This window comes from Bifidobacterium tibiigranuli, assembly GCF_009371885.1.
In the GTDB taxonomy this organism is placed as follows: Bacteria; Actinomycetota; Actinomycetes; order Actinomycetales; family Bifidobacteriaceae; genus Bifidobacterium; species Bifidobacterium tibiigranuli.
The window spans coordinates 134,080-150,484 of record NZ_QLZA01000008.1 but is presented as its reverse complement, the minus strand read 5'-3'; the positions used below and the strand labels follow the sequence as shown (position 1 = coordinate 150,484).

The following is a 16,405-nucleotide window of genomic DNA, read 5'->3' as shown; positions in this document are numbered from 1 at the left end:
GGCGGCGTGTCCGTTAGCGTGTCACCAGCTTCGACATACCCCCAGCCAAACGTCAGCTAGCGGGTGCATAGAATGGTGTGCGTGACGAACGAGCAGACTGAGACCATGGCGCACAAGCGCGCGCGCTTCGAGAAGCTTGCCATGCCCGCCGTCAATGCGCTGTACCGCCAGGCGATGAAGCTGACCAACAATCCCGAGGACGCACAGGACTTGGTGCAGGATGCCTATGAACGCGGCTTCAAGGCCTTCGACAGCTTCCAGCCCGGCAGCAATTTCGAAGCGTGGATGATCACGATCGAACGCAATGCCTACTTCAACCAGTATGCGAAGGCGAAGCGTCGTCCAAAGCGCGCGAACGATTCAACCGGCGAATACGACGACTGGGACATCTATTCGGCCGCCGAGCATTCCTCGGAAGGACTGCGCTCCGCCGAGCAGGAGTACCTCGACAACTTCGCCCCCGATGAGATCCTCAGAGCCTTCGACAAGCTCAGTCCCGAGCGGCGGCAGGTGTTCATCGACACGGCGATCGACGGCAAGTCCTACCAGCAGGTGGCCGATGAACAGGGCATCAAGATTGGCACGGTGATGAGCCGGCTCAACCGCGCCCGCAACCAGCTCAAACGCGAACTGGCGACGTATGCGAGCGAACGCGGGTATGGCGACGCCGATGGCCGTAGCGCACGCAAGCAGGTGGCGAGTTCACCATCCGCGAACCCTGGAATAGCGCCGAGCGGTCATAATGAGAGGGAGAGCGACGCTTCGTCGGTTGTGAGCGATATCGCGAAAGGCGGTATCGCGGAAGGCAGTATCGCGGAAGGTGGCGTCGTGAAGAACCAAGTCGTGGGAAACAGGGCTGCAGAAACCCGAGCTGTAGAAGATCGAGCTGTAAAAGATACTGTGAAGAAGGAGCAGGCATGAGCGAGTCGATGGGCCATCGCCATATCCGTATCACACGGAGCACTGGCTTGGGCGTGACGCGCACTGAGGTGGAGATCACCGAGGTGACTGCCGGAATCAGCGGCGCGATCACCGAAGAGAGCGCTGCGGCGATTCCCGGAACGCAGGTGCTGGCCTCACAGCTGCGTTCGCAGGCCTATGACTATGACTACGCCCATCAGCACCTTCATGATGGTCTCCACGACGGTCTTCATGATGGCGAGGAATGCTTCGACCCTTCGTGCTGCGATGCGCGCGAGAAGGCGCTTATTCGTTCGCTGCGTGCCTATCTTCGTCCGCAGATTGCCCCGGATTGCCTCATTGCACGACTCAGTCAGACGCTGGATCGGTATTGCGAGGTGAACCACCTTACCGACGGGCGCAGCGACGCACGGTAGCGGGCATGCTGGTACAGACGGCTGCGGGCAAGGGATGCGCTACAATCGGTGTTTCGTGAATAGGCGGCTCGGGTGCGGTTCACAGAGTCTTGGATTTGGCATCGTACCAACTCTATGACACCCTGTATGACGCCAGAAAACACTGTATGACAAACACTGTATGACTCCGGAAACGATATGGAAGAGACAAGAAACATATGACATTAGGCAAGAAGCAGACCAAGCAGTTGCGCTCGCAGGCGAACACGCTGCAGCCCATGCTCTGGATCGGCAAGAGCGGCGCTGGCGAGGCCACGGCCGCGCAGGCCGCCGAAACGCTCGACTCCCATGAGCTCATCAAATGCGTGGTGCAGGACGGCTGCCCCGTCGATGCGCGCGAAGCGGGGGAGGACTTGGCTGGGCGTCTTGGAGCCGAGCTCGTCCAGGTCATCGGCCATCGCTTCGTGCTGTTCCGGCGCAGCGACAAGGACGGCGTCAAGCATATCGAATTGGCGCGGTAGCGCGCTGCGATAATGCGCTGCGGAAGCAGTCGCTTCCCGTGGCTGACTTACACTCTTTTGAAGAGCATCGAAAAGTGTGAGCCGAAACGAACATTGCATGTTCGATTCTTGCGAGCGGAATCATTGAATTTCTGCCGTTGACATGGCTCAAAGCTACTATTTATGCTGTTCGTTTGGCTCACACTTTTTTCGGCAGCATCGAAAAGTGTGAGCCGTAATGCTTTATTTCCGTTCGGTTGCGTACAGTGGGTCATGTTGTGACCGTTAAATTTTGGAGGTTCCTTATGCCGGAGCGCACCCCGCAAGTGGCGGTGATCATGGGATCGGCGAGCGATTGGGAGACGATGAAGCATGCCTGTGACATCCTCGATCGTTTCGATGTGCCATATTTCAAGCAGGTGATATCCGCACATCGCACGCCCGAGCTGATGGCCGAGTTTGCGAACGGCGCCCGTGCCAAGGGCTTCAAGGTCATCATCGCCGGGGCTGGCGGTGCCGCTCACCTGCCCGGCATGGTCGCCGCGCAGACCACGCTGCCGGTTATCGGCGTGCCGGTGCAATCGCACGCGCTGTCCGGCTGGGACTCGCTGCTCTCCATCGTCCAGATGCCGGCTGGCATCCCGGTGGCGACCACGGCGATCGGCAAGTCAGGAGCCAGCAACGCTGGTCTGCTTGCAGTGAGCATCCTGAGCACGAATGACGGGCGGCTGGCCGATGCGCTGCATGACTACCGCGAAGAACTCAAAGATTCTGTGGAGGCGTCCAATGCCAAGCTTGTCTGAGGAAACGAACGGGAAAATCTCTCAGCTGATGCCAGGTGCGACCATCGGCATCATCGGCGGCGGCCAGCTCGGCCAGATGATGGCCATATCCGCGAAATACCACGGGTTCCGCGTGGGCACGCTCGACCCGACGCCTGACTGTCCGGTCGCGCAGGTGGCTGATTTCCAGATCGTCGCCGAATACGACGACAAGGATGCGATTCACGAGTTGGCTGAGCGCAGCGACGTGCTCACCTACGAGTTCGAGAATGTGGACGCCGACGCCATCGACGAGGTGCGCGACCTGGCCGCAGTGCCGCAGGGCACCGATTTGCTGCGCGTGACGCAGGACCGCGTGCATGAGAAGCAGTTCATCAACGATCATGGCACGCCGACGGCCCCGTGGAAGGCCGTGGACGACGCCGAGGGCCTCCGTGCGGCGGTTCAGGAGATCGGTTACCCGGCAGTGCTCAAAACCCGTTGCGGGGGCTATGACGGCCACGGCCAGGATGTGCTGCGCAGCGACGACGACTTGGACCGCGTGCTTGCCCGTGCGCAGGAGGAGGGGAGCTTCCCCGCCTCGATTCTCGAAGGCTTCGTCGATTTCGCCTTCGAGGCCTCGATTCTGGTATCGGGCAACGGCACGGATTTGGTGACCTTCCCGATCGTGCGCAATGAGCATCGCAACAATATCCTGCATCTGACGATCGCCCCGGCGCAAGTCGAGCCGCGCATCGAGCGCGAGGCGCATGAGCTCGCCGTGCGACTGGCTAAGGGCTTCGAGCTGGCAGGGACGCTGGCCATCGAGCTGTTCATCACCAAGGACGGCCGCGTGGTGGTCAACGAACTGGCGCCCAGGCCGCACAATTCCGGCCATTACACGATTGAGGCCTGCTCGCTCGACCAGTTCGACGCGCATGTGCGCGGCATCGTGGGCTGGCCGCTCGAACAGCCGCGTCTGCTCAGCCCGGCGGTCATGGTCAATGTGCTCGGCCAGCACGTCGCCCCCACGCGGGCGCTGATCGCCAAGCATCCCGAATGGAACGTCCACGACTATGGCAAGGCCGAAGTCAAGCACAATCGCAAGATGGGCCATATCACCGTGCTCACCGACGATATGGCCGCCACTGTCGACGCTCTGGAAGAAACCGGTTGCTGGAACGATCTGAACGACTAGAATCACTGTAACCAGCGGTTTCGATTGGGGCGACATGATGATGCGTGATGCGATGACGATACAGAGGAATGGCGGCGTGGCGATAGCTGTGAAAAAGCCGGCGGAGCGGCATACCAAGCAGAAGGATGCCGTGCTGCAGGCATTGCGCGGCTGCGAGGACTTCGTTTCAGCGCAGGATCTGCACCGCCAGCTCGCCGAGCAAGGTGAGCACATCGGGCTCGCCACCGTCTACCGGCAACTCAACGGGCTCGCTGCCAAGGGGAGAGCGGACACGATTCGCCTCAACGAGCAGCAGATGTTCCGCATCTGCGACGAGAGCGGGCACCACCATCATCTGGTATGCGAGCAGTGCGGCAGAACCGTGGAAATCGATCCGCCGGACGAGAATTGGCTGCGCAAAGTGGCGCAGGAGCACGGCTACACGGTCATCTCGCATACGGTCGAAGTGTTCGGACTGTGTCCCGACTGCCAGGCGATGCAAGCGCAGGAATAGCGGTAGAACGTTTTACTTGTACGTTTGCCACGCAAAGAGGCGAGGTTGCGTGACAAACGTACGAGCAGACCGCTTTCCTAGTAGTTTCGTCACGCAAATAGACCGATTTGCGTGACGAAACTACTAGTAGGCAGTGGGAATTCGGCGCGGTTTCGGTTTTACCCGCGCATCGTTTTGAGCATCTCGGCGATCTGCGAGGCCTTGAATTCGGGCACGTAGGCGCTGACGACGGCGAGTCCGATCTGCGCAGGCTTGGCAGGATCCGGATAGCACAGATAGATTGGCGCCTCTTCGGGCTGGAACTTGCGTTTGAAGAAGAACAACGATTTGAAGCCATAGGCCGGTTCGAGCATATCGGCGACGATTTGCATCGCATGCTCGATGATCTCGGCGTCAGCCGTGCTCTGCGTGTCTTCGCCGCCCAATCCGGCTAGGGGTGCCGCCGATAGGCTCATGAACTCTGCGGCATGCGCGGGATCCTTCTCGCCTTCGTCGCGCAGCCGTTCGGCCATACGTGCGATGAGGAACTCCATGATGCCGTTGGGGGAGTCGGTGCGGTGCCGCATGAAATCAAGCGTCCAGCCGATGACGCGGCCGCCGCGATAGGTCGGCATCCAGCTGGTGACGCCCTGCACCACGCCATCGGCATCGACTGCGTACAGCAGCGCAACACGCTCGTCGCTCAGCTCCTCGACACCGCCGAGCGTGAACTTCATCTCGGGCAGCGCCTTGAGCTGCGCCCACTGCTCGGAGATGCCGACGATCTGCTGCTGCACCGTCCACCCCGCGCCTTCGAAGGTCGTGAGCACATCGGTGACGCCGCTGCGCTTCGCCTTGTTGATGGCGGTGCGGATGTCCTGCCATTTCTTGCCTTTGGTCTGCCACTGCCCGGGTATCACGATCATCTCGGTGCCCACCTTCATGCAGGAGCATCCCAGACGTTCCAATTCCTCGCGCATGGCCTCATGCACGGCGTAGAAAGCCGGAGACCATGATTGGCGAGCGCAGAAGCGGATGAACTCGCGCAACGAGGAGGCGTATTCCGTCGGATCGCCGAAGGGTCCGGTCACGGTCAGCGCCACACCGTGAAGCACGCGATAGGCTATCGCGCTGCGCCCGCTGGCGGAGAACCAGTAGCGGTTGCCCTCCCAGGTGGTCATGAAGCTCATTGATTCGCCGTCCTGCTCGACCAGCCGCCCGGCGGCCGTTCTGCCGCGGCCTGACGAGTCGGGGGAGTCACGGAACCACAGCAGGAACACCGCCAGCACAATCAGCCAGAGCGCAACTGTCAGCAGCTGCGCAAGCATGCTCATCCCTATGGTGCGAGGACGCAAGGTCGGCGTGATGCGCCCGGCGAATCCCACTGGCAGAAAACGGTGCAGAATATCGAGCACCAGCGTCGAGAAGCGGGCTTTGGGGACGAAGTCGCGCGGATGGGTCAACCCGGCGAACACATAGACGATTCCCAAGGCAAGTGCTCCCGCAGCGACGGCAATGCTGCCGCGCAGGATGTGACGTCTGGTCGTCGGGACCGGGAAATGTGCCAGATTGCGCGCAATCATGATGGCGAGAATCAGCGGCGGCAGCGTGGTGACGATGAAATCAGGCGTCAGCGCATAATGGTGCTCCGCTGCCTTGTCGGTGAGATTGAACACCAGCGGGAATACCAGATAGTCGATGAGCACGAACAGAGCCGTTGCGGTGTTGAACAGAATGCTGGTCCAGGCGGCGAGCCTTCTTCCCCGATACAGTCCCCAGGCCACGGTAGCCAAGGCGGCGACGGGCAGCAGCACCCCGATCCACACGACCAGCAAAGCCGCATGGTGCACGCCAGCCAGGGCGATGCAGCTGCTTGCCGAGTTGTTTGCGGTGCAGACGTTCATCAGCGTATCGTCGCCGAAGCTGTTGCTCATGAACAATCCCAGATTGGTCAGGATGCCGGCGTGGATGTGCGAGGTAATGGCCAGTACGGGCCCGACCGCCAGAATGAGCTGCACTGCCGCCAGCAGCCTGCGCATCTCATAGTCCGTGCCACGCCACCACATCGTACGGGCGGCCTCGTCGGCGCGCTCGGCCGGCGACATGGATTGCGCGTCACGCTGGTCGTAGCGCCGCAGGAGCCGGCCAGCGATATGCCCCAGCACCACCACTGCCAGCGTGCAGTAATCGCCAGGATTGCCGCTGAAAAGCAATTCGGCGCTGACGAACGCATAGCACAGCAGCGTGATCCTGCGCTGCCACAGCGCCGAGGTGAAGGCGCTGGCGGCCATGACCACGCCAGCCACCAGGATGAAAGGCGAAAGCGAAACCGTGACGTGCCGCAGCCATATCCAGTTCACCAGCGGCCGGTTGACGAGGACGCACACCAGCAGTCCCAGCGCGATTCCCGCCACCGTATTGACTACGAGCAGCACTGCGGTTCTGGCTGTGCCGAATCGGGATTGGGCGAATCCTATGCCGCCGAGCAGCAGCGCCGCGAAAATGAGCAGCGCTATCGGGCCGTGCACGAAGAATGTGGACTCGAGCAAATGGGTGAATTGCGCGAAGAGAAAGTCCTGCGCATTGGCAGGATTGGCGCCATGCCCCGCACCTGCCCCCGGCATAGTCGGCCGGCGCATGGCATTGGGCGATGGCGTCGATGCCGCGACGCTGAGGCGAAGCACCGCAAGCCATATCCAACGCACGATATTGGCGGCTACGAATATTCCGGTGATGATGATGGCGAACAGATGGTCGGAGAGCCATGAGCGCAGATCGGTGCCCAAAGGTGCCCAGCTGGAGTGTCTGGATGCGCGCTTGGATGTAGCGGTGCCGTTCATTGTATGTCTTTCCCTATGCTGATGTCATTGGTGGCGGTGCCGCGTTCGGAAGCGCGGTGTACGCGGGCGCTGCTCATGGAATGTTTGGGAGCCATCGGCACCGGGGGAATGTTGACTTCCCTGAGGTTGCTGAACTTGCCCAGCGGCGTGACCTGCGTACCCAGACCGGTTTGCGCGCAGAAGCGTTCCAAGGCCGGACGCAGACCGGCTTGGACGCTATGCCAGTCATGCCCGGAGTTCAGTGCGGTCACTGCGGTCACCTGCATGCCGGCTCGCACGGCCGCCTGGCCGATGGCCAGCTGGTTGTGCCGCGAACCTGAGTCCCACGCTCCGGCGACGGAGAACATCGTCTGATTGCTCGGGGCGTGCTGGGCGATGATATGTGCTGGCACGTGGAGCTCGTAGGCTTGCTCGTCCCCGCCGAAGTAACGGTTGATGGTATCTTCGCGCGTGTGATCGGTAGGTTCGAGCTCCCCGTCGGCGGAGAAGATATGGCCGTATATCTTCGGATGCGCCGGCCCTAGCTGCGTGCTGCAGGTGCCCCCTTGCGAGAAGCCGCCGATGAGCCACTGGTTCGATGATGAAGCGACAGGCAGGTTCTTTTTGACCCAATTGGTCACATCCACGGTCAGGTAGGTTTCCGCATTGCCGTACACCGGCGTGTCAGCGCACAGAGAGTTATGGGTCACCGCGCCGTTCTGGTCGGGGGAGACCACGACGGGAGCCAATCCGTCATGGGAGGCGGCATACTCGTCGAGCATGGCGGCGATCTTGCTGGCTCCGAAGAAACGGTCAGGGCTGCCCGGCTGCCCGGCGAGCATGATCATCACGGGCAGCTTCGGCGGATGCTTGCTCAGAGCGGCCGGCGGCAGATAGACGTCGGCCGTGCGCGCGGCGAATCCGGAGACCGTTGGCGGGATGGTGATTGCGCTTATCTTGCCATGCTCGGGTATGGCGGGCGCATGTCCATCGCGCACCAGTTGACGCCAGGCGTCCACGCTGATGGTGCCGTTGCTCGCGTAGATCGTCGTATCGAGATGCTCGTAGGTCGCGATGTTGAACAGCGAGCCGACGGTGGTGTATTCGCCGTAGATCATATTGATCTGCAGCGCGCAGCTCCCGACGATGAGGGGAATGGCTGCGATGGCGAAGATGCGCCGCTTATGCCGTGAATCGATGACGGTGACAATCAGCCAGCAGGCCAGTGCGCTGACCACGGTGATGACCGACATGACCAGCCATCCGACGCTGACGCCGAACACCAGCAGAACATCGGAAAGCAGCCAGATCAGTGCGAAGCCGGCCGCCGCGCCGATCAGCGCCGCCACGAGTTCCCAGCGCATCGTCTTGCGCCGACCCTTGTCGGGCTTCATGAGCAGAACGGCGGCGAGGCAGATGAGCGTGGCTCCGAACACGCATATCGGCAGCCAGCCGGTCAGCAGATGAATATGCAGGAAAGCGTTCATCACGCCCCCTTTCCGCCGGTGTGTTGGCTCATCGGTATGTTGATTGCTTCACTATGTGTTAATTACGGACGCCTGACGATACTAGTCCTTTCCGAGGGGATGTATCCTCATCCATCAGGATGATGACACAGAATCTGTATGAATCGGTACAAATGTGTATGAATGCCCGGTTGAGCATCGGGCTGAATGCAAGAGAGGCAAGGCCGTGTACTACGGCCCTGCCTCTCTGGGCAACCATGAGCTGGCGATGCGCCCAGCGTGGAATCGCCCAGCGTGAATCAGCCGCGTAGCGTCTTAGGAACTTAGCGGTTCAGAGCTTTTGCGCCGATGTCGTGGCGATAGAACAGGCCGGTGACATCCAGCGAATCAAGCAGCTCGTAGACCTGCTGCTGTGCGGTGGCGATGTCGGCGGCGGTGCATTCCACCAGCAGGACGCGCCCGGAATCGGAAACCAGCTGAGATGCAGCCGAATCTGCGCTCTCGCCTTGATGCTCCGCATTCTTGACGCCTGCGTAGAAGACATGGGTGTTCGCTCTGTCAGGAATCGCCGGAATCGCGGCCCCAGTGACGGGCTCATCCGGGTAGCCGGCCGAGGCCAGGATGACGCCCACAGTGGCGTTGCCATGGGCCCAGTCGAACTGCGGCGTTTCGTCGTTGAGTATCGCGCTGATGCCAGCGCCCAGATCGGAGGTGAGCCGGGGGAGGATGACTTCGGTTTCGGGATCGCCGAAGCGTGCATTGAACTCGATGACCTTTGGGCCGTCGGTCGTGGCGATCAGGCCGGCGTAGAGGATGCCGGTGAATGGCGTGCCTTCCTCGCTCATAGCCGCCAAGGTCGGGCGGATGATGGCGTTGATGGCTTCGTCGATAACGTCTTGGCCGATCTGCGGCACCGGGCTGTACGCGCCCATGCCGCCCGTATTCGGGCCCTCGTCGCCGTCATAGGCACGCTTGTGGTCCTGCGAGATGGGCATCGGCCAGAAATCGGTGCCGTTTGCGAAGCACATCAGCGAGAACTCCTGACCTTCCAAGAAGTCCTCGATTACGACCTTGGCACCCGCCTGGCCGAAGCGGCGATCGATGAAGATGTCGTCCAGTGCCTGCATCGCGGTGCCCTCGTCCATAGCCACCGTCACGCCCTTGCCCGCTGCCAGGCCGTCGGCCTTGACGACGACGGGGGCGCCGTGCTCGCGCACATAGCGCTGCGAGCTTTCCAGATCGGTGAAGACCTGGTATGCGGCTGTCGGTATGCCGTGGCGCTCCATGAGCTGCTTGGCGAAATCCTTCGAGCCTTCGATCTGCGCGGCGGCCTTGTCAGGGCCGAAGGCCTTGATGCCAGCGGTGGCGAAATCGTCGACGATGCCTTCGATCAGCGGCACTTCAGGGCCGACAAACACCCAGTCGTAGTCATTGTCCTTGACGAAGTCGATAAGCGCCGCGTGGTTCGCAGGGCTCAGCCGCGTAGTCCGGATGCCGTCCGCCTCCATGCCGGGGTTGCCCGGGGCAACGGTCACCTCCTGCACGCTGTCGCCGCGCAGCAGAGTGTATGCGATCGCATGCTCGCGTGCGCCCGAACCGATGACCAGAACCTTCATGCCCATATCAACGCTCCTTGTGATTCCTGTGATGGTGTTGTCGTATTGTCTGCCGTCCGGCCTGGTCGCAAATCGTATGCGACGCCGCCTGATGGACGGATTGCTGATTTCCGTTCTACTGTCACTGTGTTTATTACCACTGTGTTGCTGTTGCCATTGCTGTTGCTGCCTATTGCAGGCTGCAAGTGCTGTCTCTACTGTAAGCCTTGCAGCAGAAACTACCGCAGCTCGACGTCGGCGTCGCCACGCTTGACGATTGCGCCGATGACCTTGCCATCCTCGCCTATGGAGCGCAGCAGGTCAAGCGCCTCGTCGGCACGACTCGAATCGACGGCGAGCACCATGCCGATGCCCATGTTGAACACGTTGAACATCTCCTCGTGATCGATGTCGCCGGCGTGCTCGATCACGTCGAAAATCGGCGGGATATCCCAGCTGCCGAGCGTGATGCTGGCAGCCAGGCCGTCCGGAATCATGCGCGGGATGTTCTCGATGAAGCCGCCGCCGGTGATATGCGCGACGCCTTTGACAAGGCCGGCCTTGAACAGCGGCTGCAGCGCCTTGACATAGATCTTCGTAGGGGTGAGCAGCACGTCTCCAAGGGATTTGCCACCCAGCTCGTCGAGCGTGGTGTCGACGCTGTAGCCCGCCTGTTCGAACAGGGCCTTGCGTATCAGCGAGAAGCCGTTGGAATGCACGCCTGTGGAGGGCAGGCCGATAAGCGTATCGCCCTGCGCGATGCCGGAGCCGTCGACGATGGCCGACTTCTCCGCCACGCCGACCGTGAAACCGGCCAAGTCGTATTCGTCCGCGTCATACATGCCCGGCATTTCCGCGGTCTCGCCGCCGATGAGCGCGCAGCCGGCCTGCACGCAGCCATCGGCCACGCCGGCGACGACCTGCTCAAGCAGTGCCGGATCGTTGACGCCGCAGGCGATGTAGTCGAGGAAGAACAGCGGTTCGGCACCCTGCGCGGCGATGTCGTTGACGCACATGGCGACGCAATCGATGCCGATGGTATCGTGCTTGCCGGCCATTTTCGCCACCATGAGCTTGGTGCCGACGCCGTCGGTGCCCGAAACGAGCATCGGTTCGCGGTAGCCAAGCGAAGCGAGGTCGAAGAGGCCGCCGAAGCCGCCGATGCCGCCCACGACTCCGGAGCGCTTTGTGCGCTCGACGTGCGAGGCGATGCGGTGGACGACTTCGTAGCCGGCTTCGACGCTGACCCCAGCGTGTTCATAGGCTTGTGGCATGGCGGACCTTTCCTTCGGTGTGGCTTGATGTTGATTGGGCAATATATTGAAAATCGTGACTGCGTTGTGGGTTGCTCTGTGCTACGGGTTGCTGTGCTGTCGGTTGCTATGCTGTGATTTTGCACAGCACGGTTGCGGCATGACAGGCGGGTTAAGCGGTTACGCTGTCGGTCCGTAGGCCGGCTGCGCCCGGTACTCGTTGTCGGCGTAGCGGCTGATCTCGCGGGCGTACTTGGGCAGCCGCGTGCGGTCTTCGGGAGTGAGCGAGCGCAGGAAGTCGCGCTCGTAGTCGTCCAATGCGGTGGGGTAGTCGCCGTTGAAATAGGCGACGCACAGCCCGCCATAAGGCGCGTCCTCCTGCATGCCAATCGACTCCACCAGCCCGTCGAGGCTGAGGAAGCCCAAGGAATCAGCGCCGATGTAATCGCGCATGTCATCGACTGACTTCTTGGCTGCGATGAGCTCCTTGGTCGTGGCGATGTCGATACCGTAGAAGCAGGGGTATTTGAGCGGCGGCGAACTGATGAGCATATGCACTTCGGCCGCTCCGGCCTCGCGCAGCAGGCGCACGATGCGCTTGGAGGTGGTGCCGCGCACAATCGAGTCATCGATGATGGCGACCTTCTTGCCCTCGACCACGCCGCGCACGGCCGAAAGCTTCATGCGCACGCCCTGCTCGCGCAGCTCCTGGGTCGGCTGGATGAAGGTGCGGGCTACGTACTGGTTCTTGATGAGTCCCATTTCGTTGGGCAGCCCGCTCTCTTCGGCGTAGCCGGAGGCGGCGGAGAGCGAGGAGTTCGGCACGCCGATCACCATGTCGGCGTCCACCGGATGCTCCTGCGCCAGCTTCCTGCCCATGCGCTTGCGGGCCGAGTGGACATTGATGCCGTAGATGTTGGAATCCGGGCGGGCGAAGTAGATGAATTCCATGGAGCAGATCGCCAGCTGCGTCTTGTCGGTGTAATGCTCGATTCGGTAGCCGCTGTCATCCACGATGATGATTTCGCCGGGGCCGATATTGCGCACGAGCTGCGCGCCCACGGTGTCCAGTGCGCAGGTCTCCGAAGCGAGCACATAGGCGCCGTTGGTCATGCGGCCCAGCGACAGCGGCCTGAAGCCGTTGGGGTCCAGCGCGCCGATAAGCGCATGCTCGGTCATGAGCAGGTAGGCGAAGCCGCCGTGGACGATGTTCAGCGATTCCTTGAGCTGGCCCATGAAGTCGGGTTGCGATGATCTGCGAATAAGATGCATGAGCACTTCGGTGTCGGAATCCGAGCGGAAGATCGCGCCCTCGTCCTCCAGCTTGGTGCGCAGCGAAACGCAGTTCGTCAGATTGCCGTTGTGGCATAATGCCATATCGCCGTCATGGAAACGGAAGAGGAAAGGCTGGATGTTGTCCACGCTTTTCGAGCCGGCCGTGGCGTAGCGCACATGGCCCACCGCGTGCTCGCCTGAAAGCCGGGAGAATTCCTGCTCGTCGGAGAAGACCTGGGTGAGCAGGCCCAGGCCGCGGTGCCCGATGAGCCGGCCGTGATCGTTCGTGACGATGCCGGCCCCCTCCTGGCCGCGGTGCTGCAGCGCGTGCAGACCAAAGTAGGTCAATCGAGCGGCATCGGGATGGCCCCAGACGCCGAAAAGACCGCATTCCTCATGGATGTCCTCAAGTTCAACCGACAAACCAGATCCCCTTTCGCGAGGCAGGGAGATAGAGAAGACGTGTTTACGGGTTTACCCTACCAATCGCAGGCTACATCGGTGTGACGTGAGTGGGGTGTGGCGTGTGGGGAAGGAGCCGGACAGCAGATGAGACGCTCAATGAAAGTGCCGAGCTTATTCTGCAGCATCCGCACCGGCAAGGTCATCGTCTCTGCCCAGCCCCATGTGACGACGGTACACTGAGCATCATATCGTTGCGAGTGAAATGCGAACTGCATATAAATAGGTATCTCCAAATCCGGTTGATTTTGATATAGAATGTTATCAGAATGATTAAAGGAGATATTATGAGTATGCAAATTGCTACCCGTGTTGATGACAATCAGGCGGCTTTGTTCAAGGAGACCACCAAGCGACTGGGCACTACGCCGGCCGATGCTCTGCGCATGTTCATCAACGCGTTCAACGAGTACCGTGGCTTTCCTTATGAGGTGAGGCTTGCGCATGAGGAGCCGGAGCTTTTTTCTTCCGAAAACGATGCTACGGACTACGCTAGTCGGCTCGCGTTGAGGCTGTCCGATGAAACGCGGTGAAATTTGGACGCTGCAGGCTGACGGGTATGCGAGCAAGCCTCGCCCGGTCGTTATTGTGCAAAACGATTCGATCGATGGTTTCGATTCCATCGTCACCTGCTTGCTGACGTCATACGATTCCTCTGACATTTCGACGCGGGTGCGGGTAGACCCGGCCGCAGAAAATGGTTTGAAGAAGGTCAGCTATATTATGACCGATAAAATCGTCACTGTAGATCGTAGGCTGCTCGGTTATCGTTGTGGCGTGGCAGGCGATGACATCATGAAAGAAGTTAATCGGGGACTCGTGCGGATGCTGGGGTTGTCCTAAAGTTCTAGGCTGAAGGCGGCAGGCATAGGGGATTTTTTGCGTTTGAATATGCGCGACCGAAGTCCTAGTCGCTGTGCCGATGCCTAGGGCAGGTTGCTATGGTCTCCTGATTGCAATTCGCAGCTCAAAATCACGTATCTCTCTTATGTGTGGCGTTATTGGGGTGTTGCGGAGGTCTATCTGCGTTGCGTGAGGCGCTAATTTGCAGAGCTGCGAGTATCAGACGGCCCAGAACCGCCGTTTTCGGCCAACGGTACTTGGGATACCAAGGAATTAGCGCCTCACGCAACGCAGATAGACCTCCGCAAGGCCAAGTTAACGCCTCACATAACGCAGATACCTATGTCCGACCAACCGATTTCCCACGTGTCGAAGCTCGAAGGGCAAGCAAACCACACGCAACATGACTTGAAAGCTTCATGCCGCGCTCAATGACTGCGGTTCAGGAGCAGCGCGGCGAGCAGCCCGAGCGCGGACAGTATGGCAGAGAGCGCAAGCACGGAGCTGAACCCAGCGGCGAAGGTGCCGGCGGCGAGGCGGAATGCGATGACGGACAGGGCTGTTCCCACCGCGCCGCCGAGCTGGCGGAACATGTTGAACACGCCTGAGGCCTTGCCCATGAGCATGGGTTCGACGGATCCCAGCACGCCCTTCTGCAACGCGGGCCCGGCTAGGGCGAGACCGGCTCCTGATAGGACCAAGAGGACCGCGAGCAGCCAGTACCAGCCGCCGAAGGGCACGGCAGCGGCAAGGCTCGCATAACCGACGACTTGCATTGTCATGCCCGCCAGCGCCATGTTGCGTTCGCCATAGCGATCGACAAGCCTCCCCGCGAAGGGAGAGAGCACGGCAAACGCGCCGGTCCACGGCAGCAGTCCCAGTCCCGCGCCGAGCGTGCCCAGGCCGAGGGCCGCGTGCAGATACTGCGGCAGGAAGAACACGACGCCGTACATCGCCGCATACAGCAGGAACGTGGCCGCGACCCCGCCTGACAATGCCTTGGACGAGAACAGGCGCAGCGGCACCAGAGGATGCTCTTTGCCCCGCTGTCTGGCGACGAACGCCACGGCGGCCAGCACGCCGGCCAGCCCGGCCACGCCCGCAGGCAGGCGCATCGCCGCGTTCGGTGCCTCGGAGAGAGCCCAGACGGCCAGCCCGGACGCGGCCACGACCAGCACCGCGTCAAACGGGTCGATGCGGGAGGCGGGCACGCGTGACTCGGGCAGCTTATAATGCGCGAGGATCATGCCGGCCAGGCCGGTGGGCACGTTGATCCAGAAGATCCACTGCCATGACAGGGACGCGGTGATCAGCCCGCCTAAGGCAGGGCCGACCACCAGAGCCAGTCCGCCCACGCCGCTCCATATGCCCAGCGCGCTGCCTCGCTTGCTTGCCGGGGTCGCCGAGGTCAGGATCGTCATCGACATGGGCGTCATTGCGCACGCGCCCACGCCCTGGACTATCCGCCCGGCCAGCAGCCATGCGAAGCTGCCGGACAATGCGCAGGCTATCGATCCCAAGGTGAACAGGCCAAGCGCGAGGATGTAGGTCCTGCGCCGCCCGATCCGGTCGCCGATGGCGACGCCCAGCAGGAGCAGCGCCGCAATCGTGATGTTGTACGCGTTGAGCACCCACTGCAAACGCACCACATCCAGGCCGAACTGACGTCCGATCGCGCCCGAAGCCGTCGTCACGATCATCGAATCCATCATCGCCATGAAGAACCCCAACGACGTTAACGCCAACAACCACTCCTGCGAAACATTGCGGCTGGGGAGTGGTGGTCTGGATTCTTGTATGCTGCTGGGTTGACTGGGTTCATCCGCCGTTTCGGCGGCGATATTGAGATTCGTCATAAGCGTGGATAACCTCTGCTCTATATTTGAATAGTTAAACAACTGTTCAACTATAAAGCGGAATGATGACATCGCTGACGCGGACTTTAGCTTCCTAGCTCAGCGACTCGAAGAAGTGGGTAACGTACCTGTCGAAAGTCTCGTAATCGAGAGTGACGTACTTCTCCCGAGCCTCCTTGTGCATGCGAATCAGGCCGGCCTCGCGCAGTGTGCGGAAGTGATAAGACCCTGCGGACTTGCTGATATCAACGACTTTGCCGATTTCCCCGCACGTCACGCCCCGCCCGACCTTTTTCAGATAACGAACGATCTCAAGCCGAACCGGGTCTGACAGCGCCTTGAACACCTTCGCGTTCGTCTCATTGTCGCCGGGTTCATTGTGTTCAACAGTCATGCAACCATGATACAAAAACAACTCCCCAAAACTCGATAATTGCGTACTGCAGGTTTTGTGTTTTCGAATGAGGAATGCGATGCTTCAGGGGCGAATGTGAAGTCAAGAGTCAGGTGCCTTGAATTCCCGCAGGACGTAAATTCGCGTGCCTGCGGGTTTGGGGTCGTACTGACGTTTGTCGAGCCAAACGGTTCC

General features: G+C 60.9%; 14 protein-coding genes and 1 pseudogene. 8 read left to right on the top strand and 7 right to left on the bottom strand.

What is annotated here, in order from left to right:
* Positions 1-105 precede the first annotated feature (105 nt).
* From DDF78_RS08255 to DDF78_RS08230, 6 genes and pseudogenes are all read left to right on the top strand, one after another.
* Positions 106-744: pseudogene (locus DDF78_RS08255) on the top strand (sigma-70 family RNA polymerase sigma factor); the annotation flags it as partial.
* A gap of 173 nt (positions 745-917) precedes the next feature.
* Positions 918-1,337: a hypothetical protein gene (locus DDF78_RS11990; protein ID WP_152581332.1), complete on the top strand. Its 420-nt coding sequence runs from the start codon at positions 918-920 to the stop codon at positions 1,335-1,337.
* 197 nt (positions 1,338-1,534) lie between these two features.
* A complete protein-coding gene (locus DDF78_RS08245) occupies positions 1,535-1,837 on the top strand; it encodes a YhbY family RNA-binding protein (protein WP_152581333.1) in 303 nt (100 codons plus the stop codon).
* 284 nt (positions 1,838-2,121) lie between these two features.
* Positions 2,122-2,619, top strand: coding sequence for a 5-(carboxyamino)imidazole ribonucleotide mutase (purE, locus tag DDF78_RS08240; RefSeq protein ID WP_152581334.1), 498 nt, complete (start codon positions 2,122-2,124; stop codon positions 2,617-2,619).
* The gene (purK, locus tag DDF78_RS08235; RefSeq protein ID WP_152581335.1) at positions 2,603-3,775 is read left to right on the top strand and encodes a 5-(carboxyamino)imidazole ribonucleotide synthase; all 1,173 of its coding nucleotides are present in this window, start codon (positions 2,603-2,605) and stop codon (positions 3,773-3,775) included. The genes purE and purK overlap by 17 nt, the downstream gene beginning before the upstream one ends.
* A 52-nt stretch (positions 3,776-3,827) precedes the next feature.
* On the top strand, positions 3,828-4,268 hold the full coding sequence (locus DDF78_RS08230; protein WP_152581438.1) for a Fur family transcriptional regulator: 441 nt from the start codon (positions 3,828-3,830) through the stop codon (positions 4,266-4,268).
* A gap of 158 nt (positions 4,269-4,426) precedes the next feature.
* Here the strand turns inward: DDF78_RS08230 and DDF78_RS08225 are convergent, their stop codons facing one another.
* The 5 genes from DDF78_RS08225 to purF all read right to left on the bottom strand — a co-directional run bounded on the left by DDF78_RS08225 (position 4,427) and on the right by purF (position 13,078).
* Positions 4,427-7,087, bottom strand: a complete 2,661-nt coding sequence (locus DDF78_RS08225; RefSeq protein ID WP_152581336.1) for a bifunctional lysylphosphatidylglycerol flippase/synthetase MprF — start codon at positions 7,085-7,087, stop codon at positions 4,427-4,429.
* Complete coding sequence (locus DDF78_RS08220; protein ID WP_152581337.1) at positions 7,084-8,553, bottom strand: alpha/beta hydrolase-fold protein; 1,470 nt, start codon at positions 8,551-8,553, stop codon at positions 7,084-7,086. The genes DDF78_RS08225 and DDF78_RS08220 overlap by 4 nt, the downstream gene beginning before the upstream one ends.
* A gap of 302 nt (positions 8,554-8,855) precedes the next feature.
* A complete protein-coding gene (gene purD, locus DDF78_RS08215) occupies positions 8,856-10,154 on the bottom strand; it encodes a phosphoribosylamine--glycine ligase (RefSeq protein ID WP_152581338.1) in 1,299 nt (432 codons plus the stop codon).
* A 212-nt stretch (positions 10,155-10,366) separates the two neighbouring features.
* Positions 10,367-11,401, bottom strand: coding sequence for a phosphoribosylformylglycinamidine cyclo-ligase (purM, locus tag DDF78_RS08210; RefSeq protein WP_152581339.1), 1,035 nt, complete (start codon positions 11,399-11,401; stop codon positions 10,367-10,369).
* A 159-nt stretch (positions 11,402-11,560) separates the two neighbouring features.
* Positions 11,561-13,078, bottom strand: a complete 1,518-nt coding sequence (purF, locus tag DDF78_RS08205; RefSeq protein WP_152581340.1) for an amidophosphoribosyltransferase — start codon at positions 13,076-13,078, stop codon at positions 11,561-11,563.
* A gap of 326 nt (positions 13,079-13,404) precedes the next feature.
* Between purF and DDF78_RS08200 the strand changes: the two genes are divergently transcribed.
* On the top strand, positions 13,405-13,650 hold the full coding sequence (locus DDF78_RS08200) for a type II toxin-antitoxin system RelB/DinJ family antitoxin (RefSeq protein WP_152581341.1): 246 nt from the start codon (positions 13,405-13,407) through the stop codon (positions 13,648-13,650).
* The gene (locus DDF78_RS08195) at positions 13,637-13,960 is read left to right on the top strand and encodes a type II toxin-antitoxin system PemK/MazF family toxin (RefSeq protein WP_152581342.1); all 324 of its coding nucleotides are present in this window, start codon (positions 13,637-13,639) and stop codon (positions 13,958-13,960) included. Before DDF78_RS08200 ends, DDF78_RS08195 begins: the two co-directional genes overlap by 14 nt.
* A 428-nt stretch (positions 13,961-14,388) precedes the next feature.
* On the opposite strand, the gene DDF78_RS08190 is transcribed toward DDF78_RS08195, so the two are convergent.
* Both DDF78_RS08190 and DDF78_RS08185 read right to left on the bottom strand, forming a co-directional pair.
* Positions 14,389-15,816, bottom strand: coding sequence for an MFS transporter (locus DDF78_RS08190; protein WP_152581343.1), 1,428 nt, complete (start codon positions 15,814-15,816; stop codon positions 14,389-14,391).
* A gap of 94 nt (positions 15,817-15,910) precedes the next feature.
* Entirely contained in the window at positions 15,911-16,210 is a 300-nt protein-coding gene (locus tag DDF78_RS08185) for an ArsR/SmtB family transcription factor (RefSeq protein ID WP_152581344.1), read from the bottom strand.
* Between the last annotated feature and the right edge of the window lie 195 nt (positions 16,211-16,405).